The sequence below is a fragment of the Pseudolactococcus plantarum genome (genome assembly GCF_002441715.1).
GTDB classification, from domain to species: Bacteria; Bacillota; Bacilli; order Lactobacillales; family Streptococcaceae; genus Pseudolactococcus; species Pseudolactococcus plantarum.
The window spans coordinates 145,773-166,782 of record NZ_JXJX01000005.1 but is presented as its reverse complement, the minus strand read 5'-3'; the positions used below and the strand labels follow the sequence as shown (position 1 = coordinate 166,782).

General features: G+C 37.0%; 19 protein-coding genes, 2 tRNA genes and 1 riboswitch. Of the genes, 18 read left to right on the top strand and 3 right to left on the bottom strand.

From position 1 onward, the window contains the following. Window positions 1–2: 2 nt before the first annotated feature. Window positions 3–320 carry a hypothetical protein gene (locus RU87_RS04485; RefSeq protein ID WP_068161117.1) on the top strand — a complete coding sequence of 106 codons (318 nt, stop codon included), beginning with the start codon at window positions 3–5 and terminating at the stop codon, window positions 318–320. A gap of 2 nt (window positions 321–322) precedes the next feature. Next, the gene (locus RU87_RS04480) at window positions 323–583 is read left to right on the top strand and encodes a hypothetical protein (protein WP_068161119.1); all 261 of its coding nucleotides are present in this window, start codon (window positions 323–325) and stop codon (window positions 581–583) included. A gap of 90 nt (window positions 584–673) precedes the next feature. On the opposite strand, the gene RU87_RS04475 is transcribed toward RU87_RS04480, so the two are convergent. Then, window positions 674–1,291, bottom strand: a complete 618-nt coding sequence (locus tag RU87_RS04475; protein WP_068161124.1) for a GntR family transcriptional regulator — start codon at window positions 1,289–1,291, stop codon at window positions 674–676. Window positions 1,292–1,614: 323 nt separating this feature from the next. On the opposite strand from RU87_RS04475, the gene RU87_RS04470 reads away from it, so the two are divergent. From RU87_RS04470 to thrS, 8 genes are all read left to right on the top strand, one after another. Further along, on the top strand, window positions 1,615–2,838 hold the full coding sequence (locus tag RU87_RS04470) for a quaternary amine ABC transporter ATP-binding protein (RefSeq protein ID WP_068161129.1): 1,224 nt from the start codon (window positions 1,615–1,617) through the stop codon (window positions 2,836–2,838). Beyond that, window positions 2,831–4,546, top strand: coding sequence for an ABC transporter permease/substrate binding protein (locus RU87_RS04465; protein ID WP_068161132.1), 1,716 nt, complete (start codon window positions 2,831–2,833; stop codon window positions 4,544–4,546). The genes RU87_RS04470 and RU87_RS04465 overlap by 8 nt, the downstream gene beginning before the upstream one ends. Before the next feature lie 253 nt (window positions 4,547–4,799). Continuing rightward, window positions 4,800–5,459 carry a metal-dependent transcriptional regulator gene (locus RU87_RS04460; RefSeq protein ID WP_068161133.1) on the top strand — a complete coding sequence of 220 codons (660 nt, stop codon included), beginning with the start codon at window positions 4,800–4,802 and terminating at the stop codon, window positions 5,457–5,459. A gap of 122 nt (window positions 5,460–5,581) precedes the next feature. Then, entirely contained in the window at window positions 5,582–6,922 is a 1,341-nt protein-coding gene (locus tag RU87_RS04455) for an Nramp family divalent metal transporter (RefSeq protein WP_068161136.1), read from the top strand. 13 nt (window positions 6,923–6,935) lie between these two features. Beyond that, a complete protein-coding gene (locus tag RU87_RS04450; RefSeq protein WP_068161138.1) occupies window positions 6,936–7,667 on the top strand; it encodes a metal ABC transporter ATP-binding protein in 732 nt (243 codons plus the stop codon). 8 nt (window positions 7,668–7,675) lie between these two features. Beyond that, a complete protein-coding gene (locus RU87_RS04445) occupies window positions 7,676–8,515 on the top strand; it encodes a metal ABC transporter permease (protein ID WP_068161141.1) in 840 nt (279 codons plus the stop codon). A gap of 23 nt (window positions 8,516–8,538) precedes the next feature. Next, complete coding sequence (locus tag RU87_RS04440; RefSeq protein WP_068161144.1) at window positions 8,539–9,474, top strand: metal ABC transporter substrate-binding protein; 936 nt, start codon at window positions 8,539–8,541, stop codon at window positions 9,472–9,474. A gap of 333 nt (window positions 9,475–9,807) precedes the next feature. Further along, the gene (gene thrS / locus RU87_RS04435) at window positions 9,808–11,748 is read left to right on the top strand and encodes a threonine--tRNA ligase (protein WP_068161146.1); all 1,941 of its coding nucleotides are present in this window, start codon (window positions 9,808–9,810) and stop codon (window positions 11,746–11,748) included. A gap of 67 nt (window positions 11,749–11,815) precedes the next feature. Here thrS and RU87_RS04430 read toward each other — a convergent pair whose 3' ends face one another. Further along, window positions 11,816–12,454 (bottom strand): MBL fold metallo-hydrolase, encoded by a 639-nt coding sequence (locus RU87_RS04430; RefSeq protein WP_068161574.1) that lies wholly within the window; start codon window positions 12,452–12,454, stop codon window positions 11,816–11,818. 170 nt (window positions 12,455–12,624) lie between these two features. Between RU87_RS04430 and RU87_RS04425 the strand changes: the two genes are divergently transcribed. The 7 genes from RU87_RS04425 to RU87_RS04395 all read left to right on the top strand — a co-directional run bounded on the left by RU87_RS04425 (window position 12,625) and on the right by RU87_RS04395 (window position 17,840). Further along, window positions 12,625–12,867 (top strand): type B 50S ribosomal protein L31, encoded by a 243-nt coding sequence (locus RU87_RS04425; protein WP_068161150.1) that lies wholly within the window; start codon window positions 12,625–12,627, stop codon window positions 12,865–12,867. A gap of 196 nt (window positions 12,868–13,063) precedes the next feature. Next, window positions 13,064–13,822 carry a DUF1803 domain-containing protein gene (locus RU87_RS04420; RefSeq protein WP_068161152.1) on the top strand — a complete coding sequence of 253 codons (759 nt, stop codon included), beginning with the start codon at window positions 13,064–13,066 and terminating at the stop codon, window positions 13,820–13,822. Window positions 13,823–13,951: 129 nt separating this feature from the next. After that, window positions 13,952–14,024 (top strand) — tRNA-Thr (locus RU87_RS04415). Window positions 14,025–14,070: 46 nt separating this feature from the next. Further along, window positions 14,071–14,143: transfer RNA gene (locus RU87_RS04410), tRNA-Thr, on the top strand. Window positions 14,144–14,495: 352 nt separating this feature from the next. Beyond that, window positions 14,496–15,461 (top strand): ETX/MTX2 family pore-forming toxin, encoded by a 966-nt coding sequence (locus RU87_RS04405; RefSeq protein ID WP_068161155.1) that lies wholly within the window; start codon window positions 14,496–14,498, stop codon window positions 15,459–15,461. A gap of 382 nt (window positions 15,462–15,843) precedes the next feature. Further along, a riboswitch (purine riboswitch) is annotated at window positions 15,844–15,939 on the top strand. 45 nt (window positions 15,940–15,984) lie between these two features. Beyond that, window positions 15,985–16,566, top strand: a complete 582-nt coding sequence (locus tag RU87_RS04400; protein ID WP_068161577.1) for a xanthine phosphoribosyltransferase — start codon at window positions 15,985–15,987, stop codon at window positions 16,564–16,566. Then, a complete protein-coding gene (locus RU87_RS04395; RefSeq protein ID WP_068161157.1) occupies window positions 16,566–17,840 on the top strand; it encodes a nucleobase:cation symporter-2 family protein in 1,275 nt (424 codons plus the stop codon). The genes RU87_RS04400 and RU87_RS04395 overlap by 1 nt, the downstream gene beginning before the upstream one ends. A gap of 530 nt (window positions 17,841–18,370) precedes the next feature. Here RU87_RS04395 and RU87_RS04390 read toward each other — a convergent pair. Next, window positions 18,371–19,132 (bottom strand): (S)-acetoin forming diacetyl reductase, encoded by a 762-nt coding sequence (locus RU87_RS04390; protein ID WP_068161161.1) that lies wholly within the window; start codon window positions 19,130–19,132, stop codon window positions 18,371–18,373. A gap of 328 nt (window positions 19,133–19,460) precedes the next feature. Here RU87_RS04390 and RU87_RS04385 point away from each other — a divergent pair, with 328 nt between their 5' ends. Continuing rightward, complete coding sequence (locus RU87_RS04385) at window positions 19,461–20,882, top strand: cryptochrome/photolyase family protein (protein WP_068161162.1); 1,422 nt, start codon at window positions 19,461–19,463, stop codon at window positions 20,880–20,882. The last annotated feature ends 128 nt before the right edge of the window (window positions 20,883–21,010 follow it).

The following is a 21,010-nucleotide window of genomic DNA, read 5'->3' as shown; positions in this document are numbered from 1 at the left end:
GTTTGACTAAGGAAGAGGAATTATTACGTGATTATCGTTGTCAAAGATCACAGCTAGAAGACCAAGAAGATGAACTTCGAAGAGGAGAACGTAGGGTTAATGACATGATTGAGCAAGCGACAACTGAAATTGGGCATATGCTTCGAGAAGTAGATGGAGATGTTTCTGAAGCGTATGATTTTTCGCGTTATCGTTTAAGTCACTTTTCACAAGAAATGTCTGAAGCATTTGCAATAGAAAAAAGAGCAGTTAGACAAAAAATAGAGCAATCAGAGGATGATTTTAAGCGACAATATAGACAGTTTCAAGAAAGAAGGTAAGCATGGATATAGTCGAAGAATTGATTAAAAGAGCTCAAAAAGAATTACAAAAAATAAAAATTCAAACATTAGGAAAGACAGGCACAGTCACGAGTTATCAACAAAGAAATAAGCGGCAAAAAAAGACAAACTTAGTATCAGAGACTGCTAAAAACTCTATTTCGAACAATTCATCAGAGCTTAAAGCAGCAATCAAAGGTAAGTTTGGCGATAAATTATCAGATACTTTTGACCATCAAAAAAAGTTGTTAGCACATCTTTAAACTCAAAAAAACGTCTTAAAACAATCAAAAAAGCTAATCACATGAGCATGTGATTAGCTTTTTTGATGTTGCGTTTTGATTAGCTAGCGATTAATGGTTAAAAAAGGTTTTGACAGTTTGAAAAGTTGTTTCGTTACCAACAAAATAGATAGTATCTCCTTTTTCTAATATCGCATATGGACCAGGAGATAAAACGAGTTCATCATGGTGTAAAATGGCAACAATTGTCGCACCAGTTGCTTGCCATAAATTGAGTTCGCCAATTGATTTTAAAATGTGTTCAGAATCTTGGGATAAGAGGAGTTCGTGAGGCGTTAAGGGACTCTTTTTTTGTGCACGTGCCGTTTGTTCAAATAAAGTACTAAGTGAATCAGATAGATTATCGATGGTTGTCTTTTGTACGGTTAATAAATTATCAATCTGAGCATGGATAGTTTGAATATCTGATGTTTCTTGTGCTTGATTTAAAAAGTTCTTGGCCTTTTCTTGTGATAATATTTCTACACCCGAACCATGAACGACCCTAACGATGTCTAGATCATTTAAAATACTGATGGCTTTTCGTGCTGTCTCTGCAGACACACCAAATTGTGCTGAAAGAGTTGATCTAGCATGTAATTTACTCCCAATAGCGTAGTCACCCTTAGCGATTTTTTCAGCGATATCATAAGCGATTTTACGGTAGCGGGGTTCTCTAATAGCTTTCATATTTATAAATCTTTCTTTTTTGACTGGTTGATTTTGTAGCACTGATGTTATCTTGATAATTTGAGTATAACTATTATATCATTAAATGTTTAAGAGACAGTTAAAAATTTTAAAATAGCATTATTTAAGACTTTAAATCCTAATTTCTGATAAGGAAAATAAGGAATTAAAATCAAATTATTAAAAAAATGAGTCTTAATTCTTGACAAAGTGACCATTTCTTTATAGAATATAAATTGTCACTTGATGACAACCTATTATAAAAATAAAGTTGTCACTTGTAAATCTATTTTAACATGTTTCATAATTAAAAGGAGGAAATTATGCCAAAGGTTGAAATTAAACATTTAACCAAGATATTTGGGAAACGTCGTAAAGCTGCATTAGAATTAGTTAAAAAAAATGCTAGTAAAGACGAAATTTTGAAGAAAACTGGTAGTACAGTTGGTGTTTATGATATTAATATGGAAATCAATGATGGTGAAATATTCGTCATCATGGGATTATCTGGTTCAGGTAAATCAACATTGATTCGATTGTTGAACCGTCTATCAGAGCCAACCGCAGGTCAGCTTATTATCGATGGAGAAGATATCACAAAACTGAATAAAAAAGAGCTGTTAGATATCAGACGTAAAAAAATGTCTATGGTCTTTCAAAACTTTGCTTTATTTCCACATCGGACTATTTTAGAAAATACAGAGTTTGGTCTAGAAGTACAAGATATTTCTAAAAAAGAACGTCAGGAACGTGCTGAAAAAGCGTTAGATAATGCAAAATTATTAGCCTTTAAAGATCAGTACCCTGATCAACTCTCTGGTGGTATGCAACAACGTGTTGGATTAGCTAGAGCGTTAACTAATAATCCGGATATCTTGTTAATGGACGAGGCATTTTCAGCACTTGACCCTATGGTGCGTAAGGAAATGCAAGATGAGTTGCTAGATTTACAAGCAACCGTTCAAAAAACAATTATCTTTATTACCCATGATTTAGATGAAGCACTGAGAATTGGTGATAGAATTGCGATCATGAAGGATGGTAAATTAGTACAAGTCGGAACAGGTGAAGAATTATTGACGACGCCTGAAAACGACTATGTTAGGAACTTTACAGAGGGTGTTGATAGATCAAAAGTCTTAATCGCTGAAAATATTATGATTCCGGCTTTTACAACAAATATAACTGTTGATGGACCGACAGTTGCGCTTCGTCGTATGCAAGAAGAAGAAGTATCAGGTCTAGTTGCTGTCAATAAAAATCGTCAGTTCCAAGGCTATCTATCAGCAGATGCTGCAGTACGTGCTAGAAAACAAAAATTACCATTATCAGATGTAATTGAAGAAATGCCACAAATTACGTCAGATACGCTAATTTCTGATATTTTACCGGTTATTTACGATGCTAATACTCCCGTTGCTGTGGTGGATGAAGGACGACTCCGCGGCGTTATCATTAAAGGATCTGTGCTTGAGGCTTTAGCAGATGTAGAGGATGAATTAGATGACAAAGTAGAAGCTGAGAAGGAGGATGTATCATATGTTTAACCTACTAACAAGTCAGTTGCCTATTAGTAAGTGGGCTTCTAATTTTGTGGAGTGGCTGACAACGCATTTAGCAGGATTCTTTGAAGTCATTCAACATGGCGGTAACGCTTTGATGAATGGGATGACTGATGGCTTGACTGCAATTCCCATGTATTTATTTATTGCAGGAGTGTTTATCATTGCAGTTGTGACCTCTCCTAAAAGATGGGGTTTCCCAATCTTTACGTTAATTGGTTTAGCTATTATCGCTAACCAAGGCCTTTGGAATGATTTGATGAGTACACTGACTTTAGTTGTCATGTCGGCTTTGATTTCATTAATTATTGGTGTACCGTTAGGGATTTTGATGTCGAAATCAGATAGAACACAAGCTATCGTTCAACCGATTTTAGACTTTATGCAAACAATGCCAGGATTTGTCTACCTAATTCCAGCAGTTGCTTTCTTTGGTATTGGTGTCGTACCAGGTGTCTTTGCCTCTATCATCTTTGCCTTACCACCAGTTGTAAGGATGACGAATTTAGGTATTCGTCAAGTGCCCACTTCATTAGTGGAAGCTGCTGACTCATTTGGGTCAACAACTGCGCAAAAACTCTTTAAACTAGAGCTACCAAATGCTAAGAATACGATTTTAGCCGGGGCAAATCAAACGATTATGTTGGCCTTATCGATGGTTGTAACTGCTAGTATGATTGGTGCACCAGGACTTGGTCGTGGCGTACTATCAGCTGTACAGCATGCTGACGTTGGTGCAGGGTTTGTTAATGGTATAGCGCTTGTTATTTTAGCGATTATTATCGATCGATTCGCACAAAAATTAAATACTAAACCTGGTCAAAATTTACCCGACGCTAAGAAAAGACGTTGGATTGTAATTATCAGTTTAGTTGTTATGGTTATTGGTGGTATTGTGACATCATTTTCTAACACAAGTGGTGGACATAAAAAAGTAAGTTTAGGTTATGTTCAGTGGGATTCAGAAGTTGCAAGTACAACTGTTTTAGCACAAGCGATGCGTGAACATGGTTATGATGTGACGATGACACCACTAGATAATGCTGTACTTTGGCAATCAGTCGCTAATGGTCAAGTAGATGGCTCACTATCAGCTTGGTTACCAAACACACATGGTAATTTACTTAAAAAATATAAAAAAGATATCACTGTAGTCGGAACTAACCTTTCAGGCGTAAAAACAGGACTTGTCGTACCAGATTATATGGCGGTGAATTCGATAGAAGAGCTCTCTTCACAAGCCAATAAAACAATAACAGGTATCGAGCCAGGTGCTGGGATTATGACATCAGCGGCTAATACGCTAAAAGCTTATCCGAACCTAAACGGTTGGGATCTACAAGTCTCTTCAAGTGGTGCCATGGTATCGGCGCTTGAAAAAGCGTATAAAAATAAAGAAGATATTGTATTGACTGGTTGGTCACCACATTGGATGTTTAGTAAATATAAATTAAAATATTTATCAGATCCTAAAAAAGCGATGGGTGACAATGAAGCAATCAAAACGATAGCGCGTAAGGATTTGAAAAATGATGATCCAGAAACTTATAAAGTATTAGCAAACTTTAAATGGGACACAAAAGACATGGAAAGTGTTATGCTTGATGTACAATCTGGTATGGATGTCAACAAAGCTGCTGATAAGTGGATTAAAGCAAATCAGAAAACTGTAGATAGCTGGTTTGAAAAATAAGTTAAGTAAAAAACTGACGAAAGTCGGTTTTTTTGCGTTAGTAAGAAGAAATTACGGGTTATATCAATCATAGTTTAGGCTACCCTAAACTATGATTGATGGCAGCGCGCTGCTAGAGAGAACTGCAGATTATCACAAACTAAACAGAAGATGAGATAAAAAACTGTCTGTAGTGACAAATTTATGATCTGTACTTGACACAAAGTTTAGCACGTGCTAAACTATTGAGTATAAAAACATTAGAAAGTGTAGTATGTACGAATTTTCGAAAACCGAACAAGATTACTTGAAGGCAATCTATCAGATTCAAGAAAAAACAAATGGATTAGTTGGGATAACAGAGCTCGCCAACTATCTTAAAGTCGCTGCACCCAGTGCGACCGAGATGATTAAACGTTTAGCAAAAAAAGGGTTAGTGGACCATAAAAAATACTATGGTGTTTCACTCAAAACAGACGGCTACCAAGAAGCAAGATTTATTGTGAAATCTCATCGTATTTGGGAGACTTTTTTGGTAGAACAAGCTGGTTATCAGATAGATGAAGTGCACGAGGAAGCTGAAAATTTAGAGCACGCTTCATCTAGAAAACTAGTAGAGCGATTGTATGCGTTGATGGACTTTCCAAAAGCTGATCCACATGGATCGGAAATTCCAGCAGATCGATTTTGGGAAAGTAGCGTGATTGAGATTAACTTGAGCCAAGGGGAGATTGGTCATCGATATGAAGTGATCACTATCTCTGATGAGATTGGTGAGTTTTTGATGGATCTAACTTTAGGTCAACCCAAATTTATCACGGTGATTAAGATCTTGCCTGATGGATCTGTCATCGTTAAGCTAGATGATGAGACAAGATTTCTTATCCCTAACTTTCAAAAAACGGATTGGGAATTGAAGTATTATAGTCATTAAGTTGGCTAATATGTGTCAGTTTATCGGATAAGATGACACAGGTAAAATAGGTAATTATAAAAAATAGTGCGAATGCCTGAATCAAAATCACTCAGGTAGTCATTAAATAAAAAGGAGTAGTCGTGAAGAAACACAAAAAATTTGTAGCTTATGCCAATGGCCCTAGTCTGGCTGAAATAAATGGGACTGTAGAAATTCCTAAAAATCATAGTTTTTGGAGAAATATTTTAGCGTTTTCAGGGCCTGGCGCACTAGTCGCTGTCGGGTATATGGATCCAGGGAATTGGATCACCTCTATCGGTGGTGGTGCTCAATATGGGTATTTACTTTTATCAGTTGTCTTAATCTCAAGCCTTATCGCCATGTTACTCCAATACATGGCTTCAAAATTAGGGATTGTAACAGGGTTAGACTTGGCACAAGCAACACGCCAACATACTGGTAAAAAACTAGGCTTTGTCCTTTGGATTGTCACAGAACTCGCGATTATGGCAACCGATATCGCAGAAGTTATTGGTGGTGCGATTGCCTTGAACTTATTATTTGGTATCCCTTTGGTGTGGGGTGTCATCCTAACTGTATTTGATGTTTTATTATTATTACTTTTAATGAAACTAGGATTTAGAAAAATTGAAGCGATTGTCATTACCTTAATTATCGTGATTATGGTCGTATTTGGCTATGAAGTGGCTATTTCAAATCCGAATATTGCCGATATGTTAAAAGGCTTTGTCCCTCAAAAAGAAGTTTTTAGTCGTAGCCAATTAATGATGGCTTTAGGGATTGTAGGGGCAACTGTTATGCCACATAATCTTTATCTACACTCTTCTATTGCACAAACTAGACGTTATGATCGTCAAGATGAGGATGATGTTGCGCGTGCAGTACGTTTTTCAACATGGGACTCAAATATCCAATTAACGGTAGCTTTTATCATCAATACACTCTTACTGGTCTTAGGAGCTGCCATGTTCTTTGGTAGAGGTGATGGACTTGGTACGTTTAATTCCCTTTATGATGCTTTACAAGATAACAAAATTGCTGGAGCGGTCGCAAGTCCTCTGCTTTCGACATTATTTGCGGTAGCACTTCTGGCTTCTGGTCAAAATTCAACGATTACAGGGACCCTTTCTGGACAAATCGTCATGGAAGGATTTATTAATCTTAAAGTACCAACATGGGCACGTCGTTTGATAACACGTGGTCTCTCAGTTATTCCAGTATTGGTTGCTGCAATATACTATCATGGTAAAGAAGGGGGACTAGATGACGTTATGATTAAATCACAGGTCTTCTTATCTATTGCCTTACCGATTTCGATGATTCCACTTGTGTATTTTACCTCTAGTGAAAAAATTATGGGTAAACGCTTTAAAAATAGCAAGTTGATTGCCTTACTTGGTTGGATTTCAGCAATTGTTTTGACAGGATTGAACATTAAATTAATTATTGATATGTTCTAGAAAGTGATGATACGTGTTTGAGATTAAAAACTTAACCGTTGCATATCAAGGTGATCTAATTTTAGATCACCTTGATATTAATTTCCCATTAGGAAAATTAACTGGTATTATCGGGCCAAACGGTGCGGGAAAATCAACAATGATAAAGGGTGCGCTTGGCTTGATTAAAAGTCAAAGTGGTCAGACATTTTGTAACGGGATACCTTTAAATAAAGTAAAAAATAAAATCGCTTATGTTGAACAACGTGCCGTGCTTGATTTAAGTTTTCCTATCAGTGTTTTAGAGGTCATACTAACTGGTACTTATCCTAAATTAGGCATGTTTAGTACACCTAGCGTTCGCGAAAAAAAAGCAGCACTCGAGGCACTAAATAAAGTAGATTTAGTGACTCTTAAAGACCATCAAATTGGTCAACTTTCAGGAGGTCAACTCCAGCGTGTTTTTATCGCTAGGGCTATTGTCCAAGATGCAGATGTTGTTATTTTAGATGAGCCCTTTGTTGGCATTGATATGGTAAGTGAGCAAAAAATCATGGCGATATTAAAAGAGTGGTGTCGTATGGGCAAAACGGTCATCGTCGTACATCATGATTTGAATAAAGTAAGTGAATATTTTGATGAACTGGTGATGTTAAATCGCAAGCTAATTGTACAAGGACCAGTAGATGAAACATATCAACTAGCTAATATTCAAAAAACATATAGTCAAGATTTCGGAGAACTATTATTTCAAAAAAATGAGTGAGGTGGTTCATGCAGAGTATTAGTAACTTTATAGTGGCATTGGGAGAATATAATTTCTTACAAACTGCTTTAATTACCTCCGTTTTAGTAGGTGTTATGAGCGGTTTGATTGGCAGTTTTATCATATTAAGAGGAATGGCTTTGATGGGAGATGCAATCTCACATGCTGTTCTGCCTGGTGTTGCAGTCGCTTATATGTTAGGGATTAATATAATTTTAGGTGCATCACTATTTGGTATTTTAGCAGCTATGTTAATTGGTCTGGTGGCAAGTCACAGTAAACTAAAAAATGATACAGCTATTGGTATTGTGTTTAGTGCCTTTTATGCACTAGGGTTTATCTTGATTGCTGCTGCAGAAAGTGCGACCAATCTACACCATATTTTATTTGGTAATGTTTTAGCAGTTAGTGATAGTGATTTAATTACGACGACTTGTATATTAATCGTTGTGATTTTATTTATCACGTTGTTTTATAAGGAATTATTAATCAGCTCCTTTGATGAAACCTTTGCTAAAACTTATGGGTTAAATACACAGTTTATTCATTATGGGTTGATGTTGATGCTAACCTTAGTTACTGTGTCTGCTTTACAAACTGTTGGGATTATCTTAGTCGTTGCCATGTTAATCACACCTGCTGCTACAGCATTTCTATGGACTGATAGACTACACTGGATGCTTGTGTTTTCTGCTATTATCGGTGCGGTATCAGCGATTGTTGGCTTATTTTTAAGCTATACCTTGAATTGGGCATCTGGTCCATCGATTGTCTTAGTTTCTGCGCTTGTTTTTGGTTTATCATTTTTGAGTTCACCCAAGCAAGGGCTTATATTTAAAAGGACTTAACGATGAGTTAGAAATGAGGAAATATGTTAAAAAGAATGATTTTGACCATAGTCCCCCTTGCTATCTTATTAGGTGGTGTGCTGTATTTTGTAAGTCATAAAGATGTTGTTCAGCAATCACAGCATAAAAAATTAAACGTTGTTACCACAAACTCGATCATTGAAGATATGGTAAAGCAAGTTGCTGGGGATAAAGTTTCGCTTCATAGTATTGTCTCAAGAGGGACTGATCCACACGAGTATGATCCAAAACCAAATGATATCTCAGCAACTTCTCAAGCAGATTTGATTTTTCATAATGGCCTAAATTTAGAGACTGGGGGCAATGGTTGGTTTAAGAAATTAATTCAAACAGCTCATAAAAAAAATCATGAGCAGGTATTTGCAGTAAGTCAAAACATAACCCCTCTGTATTTAACGACTAATCAAACTGAAGAAGACCCACATGCTTGGCTTGATTTAAGTAATGGGATTAAGTATGTTGAGCTGATTACCAAAGTATTGAAAGACAAAGACCCTAAAAACGCAACAGATTACCAAAGCCATGCAGATGCTTATATTGCTAAACTAACGCAACTGGATAAAACTGCAAAATCTAAATTTTTAGATGTACCACAAAATCAACGTCTATTAGTCACCTCTGAGGGAGCTTTCAAGTATTTTTCGAAAGCTTATCATATTACACCCCTCTATATTTGGGAAATTAATACTGAGTCTCAGGGGACGCCTGAACAAATGGCTGCAGTGATCTCAAAGCTTAAACAATCAGATGTGAAAGGCCTATTTGTGGAAGCATCTGTTTCGCCTAAATCCATGACACAACTTTCAAAAGAAATGGGACTGCCTATCAAGTCGATTATTTTTACAGATTCTTTAGCTAAAAAAGGTGAAGCAGGAGATAACTATTATGACATGATGAAGTGGAATTTAGATAAAATCCATCAAGGTCTTATCTCATAAGAAAGCGATGTATGAAGACTTTGACAAATACCTGATAAAGTTTTATAATAAAAATGTGAAGACATGTTTGTCTCAAATGATTTTTAACTTGGTTAACCTCAGTTTAACGATGTTAAAAGCGAGCAGTGGATGGTGAAAGCACTGTAAAATCATGAAGCGAATACTACTTTACCCAAATATGATTTTGAAAAATATCACGTCGGACCACGTTACGGTTGAAGAGATTGTTTAGCCCTATATAGGGATAACAGTAAATTCAGGTGGTACCACGTGTTTAACGTCCTGTGTTCAGTTATGAACATAGGACTTTTTTTATTGAAAAGGAGATTTTAAATGATTAAGATTACATTCCCTGATGGTGCAGAAAAAGCATTTGATAGTGGTGTAACAACAGTTGAGATTGCTGAATCAATCAGCAAATCTCTAGCTAAAAAAGCACTTGCTGGTAAATTTAATGGTAAATTAATCGATACAACTCGTGCGATTACAACAGATGGTACGATTGAAATCGTGACACCTGATCATGAAGATGCACTACCTCTACTTCGTCACTCAGCTGCCCATTTGTTTGCACAAGCTGCACGCAGACTGTTTCCTGATATTAAATTAGGTGTAGGACCAGCGATTCAAGATGGCTTCTATTATGATACAGATAATGATGCAGGACAAATCTCTAATGAAGATTTACCTAAAATAGAAGCAGAAATGATGAAGATTGTTAAAGAAAATCTACCATCAATTCGTCGTGAAGTCAGTAAAGCTGAAGCACAAGAAATCTTTGCTAAAGATCCTTATAAACTTGAGCTCATCGAAGAACATAATGAAGATGAAGGTGGTTTGACAATCTACAGTCAAGGTGAATATACTGACCTTTGCCGTGGCCCACATGTGCCGACAACTGGCCGTATTCAAATCTTCCACTTGTTAAATGTCGCTGGTGCATACTGGCGTGGTAATAGTGATAATGCCATGATGCAGCGTGTCTATGGTACAGCATGGTTTGATAAGAAAGAGTTGAAAGCTTATCTAAAAATGCGTGAAGAGGCCAAAGAACGTGATCACCGTAAACTCGGTAAAGAACTTGATTTGTTCATGGTTAATCCTGAGGTAGGGTCTGGTTTACCATTCTGGTTACCAAATGGTGCGACAATCCGTCGGACTATCGAGCGTTATATTGTTGATAAAGAAATCGCGCGTGGCTACCAACACGTTTATACACCAATCATGGCTAGTGTTGAATTCTACAAAACATCTGGTCACTGGGACCACTATCATGAAGACATGTTCCCACCAATGGATATGGGTGAGGGTGAGCAGTTAGTCCTTCGCCCAATGAACTGTCCACACCATATCGAAGTGTATAAAAACGATGTCCATTCATATCGTGAATTACCAATCAGAATCGCTGAACTTGGTATGATGCACCGCTATGAAAAATCTGGTGCACTTTCAGGATTACAACGTGTGCGTGAAATGACGCTCAATGATGGTCATGTATTTGTTCGCCCTGATCAAATCAAGGATGAATTTAAACGCACATTACAGTTGATGACTGATGTCTATGAAGATTTTAATGTTACAGATTATCGTTTCCGTTTAAGTTATCGTGATCCTAAAGATACACATAAGTATTTTGATAACGATCAGATGTGGGAAAATGCCCAAAAAATGCTGAAAGCAGCCATGGATGAGCTTGAATTGCCATATTTTGAAGCAGAAGGCGAAGCAGCTTTTTATGGGCCTAAACTGGATGTACAAGTTAAGACAGCACTTGGTAATGAAGAAACACTATCAACGATTCAGTTGGATTTCTTATTACCTGAGAGATTTGAACTTGAATATGTTGGTGCTGATGGTGAAGGACACCGTCCTGTTATGGTTCACCGTGGTATCGTATCGACTATGGAGCGTTTTGTTGCCTATCTGACTGAAGTGTATAAAGGTGCGTTCCCAACATGGCTTGCACCAACTCAAGTTACTGTAATCCCTGTTTCAAACGAAGCGCATGTGGATTATGCATGGGAAGTGGCAGATGCACTTAAAAATGCAGGCATACGTGTTAATGTAGATGAACGTAACGAAAAAATGCAATATAAAATTCGTCAATCACAAACCAATAAAATTCCTTATCAAATCATTGTAGGAGATAAAGAACAAGCTGAAAATTCAGTTAACGTAAGACGTTACGGTAGTAAAGAAACGGCCGAAGCAAGCTTGGCTGACTTTGTTACTGCCATCACAGCAGATGTTGCAAATTTTTCAAAAAACAACTAAGCTAGGTATTTATAACAAAAAACGGTTATCTCAGGATAGCCGTTTTTGTTATCTATAAAAGTTGACTTTAGTCGTTGAAAAATGGATTGGTATGTTTCTCGATATCAATCGTTGTTTGCGGCCCATGACCTGGAAACACATGAAAGTGACTAGGCAGTGTAAAGAGTTGTGTGATGATCGACTGTTTAAGGGTTGCTAAATCTCCAGTATTTAAATCTGTTCGTCCGATAGTACCTGAAAAGAGTGCATCACCTGTGAATACCACTTGCTCGTCTTCAAAGACGAAGGATACACCACCTTGAGAGTGACCGGGTGTGGCAAGTACTGTAAATGAAAACCCTGATATCTGATAAGGTTGATCAATCTCAAAGGTGTATTCAGCGGCCTTAACAACAACGTTTGGTAAATCGTGGTCATGACGTGGCAGACCTGAAAGATTTAGAGTTGGGGTATAAAGCCAGTCTGCCTCTAGTTCACTCACATAAACGGGTGCCTTGGTTAACTCGCGTACAGGATCTACGCTCATGATGTGATCATAGTGCGTATGTGTCAGTAAAATAGCAACGACTGGTGTGTCAAGTTGGTTGATCAAACTAATAATCTGCTCAGTTTCACTACCTGGATCTATGATTATCGTCGCTTTATCATTACTGATGACGTAAGTATTTTCTGCGGCAATCGTATTTCTAATCATTTGAATTTTCATACCTTTATTATAGCAAAAATTAGTTTGAGTCATGCTGATAAACTATAGACTAGGATTTGGTGAAATATGGTAATTTAGGGCTTGAAACTCCTCTTATTTTTTGGTAAAATGATTTAGTATTGATTACTTTGGTCTGGCAAACAGTCCAAGGCAGAAAGGAAATATTGAACATGAAAGCAGACATCCATCCAAATTATGGACCAGTTGTATTTATGGATACTTCAACAGGCTACAAATTCTTGAGCGGTTCTACAAAGAGCTCTAAAGAAACTGTTGAGTGGGAAGATGGTAACACTTACCCATTAATCCGTGTGGAAACATCATCAGATTCACACCCATTCTACACTGGTAAAGCTAAATTCACACAAGCCGATGGCCGTGTGGACCGTTTCAACAAAAAATACAACCTGTAATTTTTGTTTCTGTTTATCGAACGCAAGTGACATAACAGTAATTACGGTTAAAAAAAGTGCGCATGAGCGCATTTTTTTTATATGTTCGCATCATGACATCATAACGCGTTTAGCCTGATATTAACCCTGTTTAGCATATGCTTGTGCTAGCCTGATATCACAAATAAATAGCTTAGACTATATAGGAACCCACCATATGTTAATAAAGATTTTTAATCATACAAAACTGACAGCAACACCTTTTTTTCAAACACTTATCGATTTTTTAGCAAGTCACGATGATGTGACCTTACGAAAAATTAAGGCTGCTTTTACAGATGTGACCAACATTGAGCGTCAGATAGAAAATTTTGTTCAAGCGGGTTTTATTGCACGAGAAGATAAACGCTATACTAACAATTTTAAAGTCTATACAGATAGTGACGTTGATTATGCATTGCCAGCAAGGCAGCCTGAAACGCTAGTTTTTGAGCAACCATTTTTTGTTGCTGCGAAGTCTGAGTTAGCAACAAAATTAGCTGAAACGCGCGTGCAACAGACATTAGCGAATCAAACGAATAGCATCACCCTTCATTTTTCATCCGATTTTTTACGTCAAGAAGATAATTTAGCCAACTATTTTTATCATGTAGCACAAAGAGTTGCGTTATCACCGCTTGAACAGCAAGTTTTTCAGCTGATCGGCGATGTTGATCCAGAGTATGCGCTGAAGTATATGACGACGTTTCTCTTAAAATTTCTAAAAAAAGATATTGTCAAAAATAAAAAACCAGATATTTTTGTACAGGCACTCATTTTATTTGACTATATCAAATTAGTTGACGAAGATAACTATCAAATCATGCTTGCTATTTCTGAAGAGCAGTTGCCACAAGTTACGTTTGATAATGCTGGAGAGTTCATCGCAGCACAATTAAGACAAACGCAAAAAATAGACAATTTTATGTCACTTTGATGTCGTAGTTCTTGTCAAAAAGATTAAAATTAGATAGAATGTATAGGTAAGTTTTGTTTTTAATCAGGAGTTGTCAGTGCTAGGCTATTCCTAGCAATAGCACATTAACGCATAAACAAAGCTATCTTAGCCGATTTAGCTCAGTTGGTAGAGCAGCTCACTCGTAACGAGCAGGTCGCAGGTTCGATCCCTACAATCGGCAGTAGCAGTAAAAGTTATAGCGCTTTGACTGTCAGTGTTAAAGAGTTGCCGGAATAGCTCAGTCGGTAGAGCAGCACCATGGTAAGGTGAAGGTCGTCAGTTCGATTCTGATTTCTGGCATTAATCGTTATAGTTTGTAGTTGATTACAGTTGATAGCATCTTAACTTTGGTCGGTTTCTAAGCATCTAAAACCTTGCCTTTTACGCAAGGTTTTTTTGATAGATAAATTGATGGTTTCATCTTTTGCTTACTTAGATATATTAATTGCGCACCCCTTTAATTCTTATAAGTATTAAATTATATAAACATTACCATCAAAAAAAGTGTTTATCATTGACTTGAGTTTAATTATCTGATATTATTAACTTAGTGGATTGGGAAGTCAGTTTTTTTAATCTAGTTCATGGGTTGCAGATAGTTATGTTTAGTCATGATAATGATGGCTATAGTTGGTAAGGAGTGGGAAACTATATGAAAATGAAAAATTTGGGTATCGCAGTAGGCATTGGGTGTTCTCTAATGATATCAGGAGTGACAATGACGCAGGTATCTGCTAGCACTGAAAATGTACCTAAGATTATAAATAAAGAACTTGGTGATCTTGCTTATAACCGAACGTATAATGAATTTAGAAATAATAATATAAGCAAAGCTGAGCTATTACCATCTGATGGTGGTAGATGGGATTCTTTACGGCCCATGTTTGTAAAAGTAAATCCTTTGACTAGTTTGAATAATGATATGCGCATAGAAAAAGGTAAGACGATAGCGGCACACGTTGCAATGCTTGAGAACAGAACTAATAATGATCATAACTATAAAACTGCAGAATTTTCTTATACTAAATCAGATACTGTTACGACATCAACTACACATTCAGTAGGTGTGTCTATGACATCAGGTGGCAAAATGGAATTTCCATTTTTTGAAGCATCAGTATCAATGACAGCTAAATATGACTTTGGTACAACAAAGCCAGTTCAAACTTCGGAAGTTAGACAGTGGAAAGTGCCTGCCCAAGATATTAAAGTGCCAGCAGGCAAAAAATATAGAGTTAGTTGGCTATTGAATACAGGTATCGCAACTGGTACGGTAAATCTTATTGGTAGAGTAGAAGCGGAAGTACCTTACAAATTATTTGTACCTCGTAGATTTGCTTGGAGTGATAGTCGTGATTTAGTATCATCAATAAAAGCATATGATGAAGCTGTTAAGCAAAATCGTACATCTCCTTATATTTGGGGTGCTAGAAATGATTGGCAAATTACGAGCGATGGAGAAGCAGCCTTACGAAAATTGGGGGATGCTAAATATACAGCAAATTATGGTACCGAACTTGTTATGTTGATTACAGATGTTACTAGTACTAGAGGTAGAGCATTGCCAGTTGAAATACAACGTATCACTTTACCTATTCAACCTGAAACGATTGGCTAGTATCTCTGAAAATATGACCTATCTCAAAAAAATAATGCATAACATTAGAAATTTTGATCAAGTCTATTCACACTTGATGTCATATAATTAAGTATCGTTAGGATTTAAAAGCATGACTAATCTATTGGGTTGGTCATGCTTTTTGTTATATACAAGTTAATCACAGTCTCTCCGAGATGACAACTAGATAACGGAAGGCGTTTATGTCTGTCTCAAACTGTTAGCATCTTATTTAGCTTGTCAGCAGTTTTTATTCATAAATGAACTCAAGTGTTATGACTGAGTGATAATCATAAATACGAACAATCAAGTAAAAAAATAGCATTTTGGTTATATTTTTCGTTTCTTTTAAAGAAAACGTGCTAAAATAGGGATTATATTAATTGGTTTTCAACTATTAGCTTATTTATGCTCGAAATTGGTCGAGCGTCTCTACTTGACACCGTAATGTCAAACAATAAGCAAAGAGTTAGTCTCTTTGCGTTTTGGCGTGAAGTTTTTTTTTATTTCTAGAAAGTTGGATATGGAATCTTTAGTCGCAAGAATTAAGCAAGATGGTACAGTTTTAGGAGAAGATATTCTTAAAGTGGATAGTTTTTTAACACACCAAGTTGATCCAAAACTGATGCGTGAAATTGGTCGGGTCTTTGCAGAAAAATTCAAAACTGCAGGACTCACAAAAATAGTGACGATAGAAGCTAGTGGTAATGTCCCTGCTGCTTATGTTGCTGAGGAGTTAGGTATTCCTATGATTTTTGCTAAAAAAGCAAAAAATGTCACGATGACTGATGACTTGCTTACAGCAGATGTCTATTCATTTACGAAAAAGGTAACCTCAACGATTCAAATTTCTCAAAAATTTTTATCAGAACAGGATAAAGTGCTAGTCATCGATGACTTTTTGGCTAATGGTCAAGCAGCACTTGGCTTGATTAGTATTTTAAAAACGGCTGGTTGTGAGGTTGCTGGTGTTGGGATTGTGATCGAAAAATCATTTCAAACAGGTCGTGCACTAGTAGAAGAGACTGGTATCCCTGTCTTTAGTCTAGCTAGAGTCGCAGGATTTGATCAAGGCCAAGTTGTCTTTAGAGAGGCAGATTTATAATGAATAACCAACATCAAGAAATGACACATGGCAAGTCTGCTGTTTTAGGACTGCAACATCTTCTAGCCATGTATTCGGGTTCTATTTTAGTGCCGATTATGATAGCAGGAGCCTTAGGCTATTCTGCTAAAGAGCTGACTTATCTGATTTCAACAGATATTTTTATGTGTGGTGTGGCAACATTTTTGCAATTACAGGTGAATAAATATTTTGGTATTGGCCTACCGGTTGTTTTAGGTGTTGCTTTCCAATGTGTGGCACCCCTGTCAATTATCGGTGCTAAATTAGGTTCGGGTGCTATCTTTGGCTCAATTATCGTATCAGGGATTATCGTTATCCTTATCTCAGGTATATTTTCCAAAATTCGAAAATTCTTCCCACCACTCGTCACCGGAAGTGTCATTACAACAATTGGCTTAACCTTAATCCCGGTAGCTGTTGGTAACATGGGAAATAATGTTACTAAGCCGCAGTTATCAAGTGTCTTATTAGCTGTGATTACGGTTTTAATTATCTTAGTCATCCACGCGCTAACAAAAGGGTTCATCCGCTCAATAGCGATTTTAATAGGCTTAATCATCGGTACTGTGATCGCAGGATTTATGGGAATTGTTGATTTATCACCAATTGCACAAGCGCCGATGATACATATTCCAACTCCATTTTTCTTTGGTAAACCAATATTTGATTTCTCATCTATTTTGATGATGACGATTATTTCATTAGTTTCAATGGTTGAATCTACAGGCGTATACTTAGCACTGTCAGATATTACTGGTGAAGAAATTAGCGAAACACGCTTAAGAAATGGGTATCGTGCCGAAGGATTTGCTGTCGCCTTAGGTGGTCTCTTTAATACCTTCCCATATACAGGCTTTTCACAAAATGTAGGCTTAGTCCAATTATCAGGAATCAAAACACGTCGTCCGATTTTCTATACTGCAGGATTTCTAGTGATTTTAGGCTTGCTACCAAAATTTGGTGCATGTGCGCAAATTATCCCGAGTCCTGTATTAGGAGGTGCGATGCTTGTTATGTTTGGGATGGTGACGATCCAAGGGATTCGCATGTTGAGTCGTGTTAACTTTGAAAATGAACATAATTTATTGATCGCAGGATTGTCCATCGCAACAGGTGTTGGATTTAATAATACGACATTATTCCAAGGTCTGCCAAGTACAGTATCTATGTTTTTAAACAACGGGATTGTCATGGCAACTTTAGTCGCAATTATTTTAAACATGATTTTTAATCATAAAGATATCAATAAATAAGCGAGTGTTAAAAGACTGTAGACATTGAAATAAAGTAAAAAAGCTATTGCTAACGCCATAGTTTTTTTGCTGACTAAATCGCTCGCGATTGGTTGGCGGTCAATTAACAATCTGTTTTTGAGCGTTAACTGATACTGATATGTCTTGAGTGATCTTTAATCTGGTGTATATCATAAGGAAATGATTAGAAAAACACTTGCGTTTATGTTAGACTAAAGGTAATCATAAAGTTTTAAAAACGTGAGAATTTGACTCAGCTTAGGTTAGCAACTACGGCGAATTAAGTGATGTGGGATGATAAAGGAGAGGAATGATGGCTGAAACAATGTTATAGATTAGTTTCTTAATGTACGGGTCAATTTTGGTAACGATGTTTGTACTCATTTACTATATTCCTAAAATTTATAAGGTTCTGAGTGAGCTCAAACAGCAGCTTGACGACCGCGAACAAAAATAGGTAATCAGGGTAGATAAAAAGACGACTTAAGCCATATAATCGGATATGCGTCGTCTTTTTACTTGGGTTTATATTAATGGAATTGGATACCACCATCAACGATGATGGTTTGGCCAGTGATATAATTTGAGTCAGGACCTGCAAGGAATGCCACAACATTAGCGACATCTTCTGGTTCAGATAAACGTTTCATAGCAATATCTTTGGCAAACGTATTAAGACCCCATGCATCATCTTTACCAGCATTTTTACCAACTTGGTGAGCGATATCCATCATCATTGGTGTTTTAACAATACCTGGGGCAAAAGCATTCACTGTAATCTCCTCTTCTGCTAGATCTCGAGCTGCGATTTGGGTCATACCACGTACTGCGAATTTGGAAGAGCTGTATAACATGAGATTTGGATTACCGACAATACCAGCTTGTGATGTTGCATTAATAATTTTACCACCATGCCCTAATTTACGGAAAATTGCTGTGGCAGCTTGTGTGCCCCAAAGTACACCACCAACATTAATGTCATAAACCTTATGAAACAGCTCAGGTGTAATCGTATCGATCGGCGTAGTCGGTGCAATACCGGCGTTGTTTACAACAACATCTAAGTCACCAAATTGGTCGACTACAGCATCAAATGCTGTGATGATTTGCTCGCGATTTGACACATCAGCTGTAATCGCAAAAGCATCTTCACCGAGTTCAGTTGCAGCCTTTTGTGCAACAGCTTCATTGTAATCTAAAACAGCTACTTTAAACCCATCAGCATAAAGTCGCTTTGCGATAGCAAGACCAATTCCTTGTGCGGCTCCTGTAACAATTGCTACTTTTGACATAATTTCTTCCTTTCGCTTTTGGCTCACTGTTATCATACGAGCCTTGTTTTTTAATTAATATTTAATTACAAATTTATTATACGCTTATATTTTTTGAATACAACTTTAAGATTGGCTCGCTGCACCGATATCTTACTGTTTGTAGGCTCTTGATAGGCAGTCCAAAAACAGTTCAAAAGTGTTATATAACGATCAAAACGCTCTCTTTGTAAGGGTTTTCACTATCATTGTGATCTAGCAACGCCTAAAAGACTGCATGACTTATAAGAATAGGCTATAAAAACCTATAGAATAAAAAATAATCAATACAATAAAAGGAGTACCTAAAATGACAGATATCATGTGGTTTCGGCATGATTTAAGATTAGAAGATCAAACAGCGCTGTATCATGCCATGACAACATCCAAAGACTTGATTTTACTATTTCATGTTAATCCAACGCAATTTATTGATCACAGTTTGAATCACCAAGCTTTTTTTCAGGCTGTACAATTTTTCCAAACCCAAGTGAACGAGCAGATGCACCTTCAGATGCTTTATGGTGATATCCGCGCGTGTTTTACGAGATTAAAAGCAGCAGTTCCATCTTGGGAGCGTATTTACTTTAACACAGATGAGGCTGGTTTTGGCTTACAAAGAGATCAAGACATGATAGATTTTTTTGTAAAAAATGATATCACAGTTCATGCTTATCAGGATCATTACCTGCATCATGCAGACCTAATCAAAAACCAAAGTGGTCAGCCTTATAAAGTGTTTACACCCTATTATAATCGGTGGAAGGAGATGATTAAACCAACACCGCTTCGAACACCACTTAACTCATCCATCGTAGTCAAGGATGTGCTGTTTCCAAAAGATGAAGCAGAATTTGCAAACTTATGTGCTAGTTTACCCCAAAAACCGTTTTATGAACTAGGCTCAACAGCAGCAAAAAAACGCTTTAAGGCTTTTGTCAGTCATTACTTGGCTGATTATGAAACTAATCGAGATTTTCCAGCGGTCAATGGGACAAGTCTGTTATCACCATATCTTAGAACAGGTGAACTCTCGATTCGGACGGTCTGGTCAATGTTAGAGTTTGCAGAAAATAGTATTGGGAAGCAGACATTTCAGAAAGAATTATGTTGGCGTGATTTTTACAATATGATTTACAAAGAAAATCCAAACCAAAAAACTGACCCTATCAAAAAAGAGTTTCAACACATCAACTGGAACAAATCAGAAACAGACTTTCAAAAATGGTGTCAAGGACAAACGGGTTATCCAATCATTGACGCTGCTATGGCACAACTAAATGAAACAGGTTGGATGCATAATAGACTGAGAATGATCGTGGCATCCTTTTTGATTAAAGATCTTTTGATTGACTGGCGCAAAGGAGAAAAATACTTCCAACAACAGCTTATTGATTATTCACCTGCGAGTAATATCGGGGGGTGGCAGTGGGCAGCAAGTACAGGAACAGATGCTGTGCCTTACTTTAGAATTTTTAATCCTGTCACTCAGTCTGAAAAATTTGATGCCTCTGGCGCATTTATCAGAAACTACCTACCAGCATTGAAAGAATTACCAGATGCATTAATCCATCAGCCTTGGAAAATGACGGAGTTGGAAGAGAGTCTTTACGGTGTTACGTTAGGAAAAGATTATCCACATCCTATAGTCGTGCATAAAACAGCTAGACTAAAAACCTTATCTGCTTATGAAGATAGTAAGGCGTATGCAGGGGATATGAAAGAGAGTTGAGTCACCTAGATTTTGTCAAAGATAGAATAGAAAAAAGACATGATCTTGGTTAAACATAAGTATCCTCCTACTTCGAGCGAATGAAATGTTGCGTGTTCATCATGAACGCGTCATACACCGAGTTATTC

Excerpts from the sequence above, each read along its gene's own strand:
- RU87_RS04480 (WP_068161119.1), top strand. The coding sequence starts at position 323 with ATGGATATAGTCGAAGAATTGATTAAAAGAGCTCAAAAAGAATTACAA.
- RU87_RS04475 (WP_068161124.1), bottom strand. The coding sequence starts at position 1,291 with ATGAAAGCTATTAGAGAACCCCGCTACCGTAAAATCGCTTATGATATC.
- RU87_RS04470 (WP_068161129.1), top strand. The coding sequence starts at position 1,615 with ATGCCAAAGGTTGAAATTAAACATTTAACCAAGATATTTGGGAAACGT.
- RU87_RS04465 (WP_068161132.1), top strand. The coding sequence starts at position 2,831 with ATGTTTAACCTACTAACAAGTCAGTTGCCTATTAGTAAGTGGGCTTCT.
- RU87_RS04460 (WP_068161133.1), top strand. The coding sequence starts at position 4,800 with ATGTACGAATTTTCGAAAACCGAACAAGATTACTTGAAGGCAATCTAT.
- RU87_RS04445 (WP_068161141.1), top strand. The coding sequence starts at position 7,676 with ATGCAGAGTATTAGTAACTTTATAGTGGCATTGGGAGAATATAATTTC.
- RU87_RS04440 (WP_068161144.1), top strand. The coding sequence starts at position 8,539 with ATGTTAAAAAGAATGATTTTGACCATAGTCCCCCTTGCTATCTTATTA.
- thrS (WP_068161146.1), top strand. The coding sequence starts at position 9,808 with ATGATTAAGATTACATTCCCTGATGGTGCAGAAAAAGCATTTGATAGT.
- RU87_RS04430 (WP_068161574.1), bottom strand. The coding sequence starts at position 12,454 with ATGAAAATTCAAATGATTAGAAATACGATTGCCGCAGAAAATACTTAC.
- RU87_RS04425 (WP_068161150.1), top strand. The coding sequence starts at position 12,625 with ATGAAAGCAGACATCCATCCAAATTATGGACCAGTTGTATTTATGGAT.
- RU87_RS04420 (WP_068161152.1), top strand. The coding sequence starts at position 13,064 with ATGTTAATAAAGATTTTTAATCATACAAAACTGACAGCAACACCTTTT.
- RU87_RS04405 (WP_068161155.1), top strand. The coding sequence starts at position 14,496 with ATGAAAATGAAAAATTTGGGTATCGCAGTAGGCATTGGGTGTTCTCTA.
- RU87_RS04400 (WP_068161577.1), top strand. The coding sequence starts at position 15,985 with ATGGAATCTTTAGTCGCAAGAATTAAGCAAGATGGTACAGTTTTAGGA.
- RU87_RS04395 (WP_068161157.1), top strand. The coding sequence starts at position 16,566 with ATGAATAACCAACATCAAGAAATGACACATGGCAAGTCTGCTGTTTTA.
- RU87_RS04390 (WP_068161161.1), bottom strand. The coding sequence starts at position 19,132 with ATGTCAAAAGTAGCAATTGTTACAGGAGCCGCACAAGGAATTGGTCTT.
- RU87_RS04385 (WP_068161162.1), top strand. The coding sequence starts at position 19,461 with ATGACAGATATCATGTGGTTTCGGCATGATTTAAGATTAGAAGATCAA.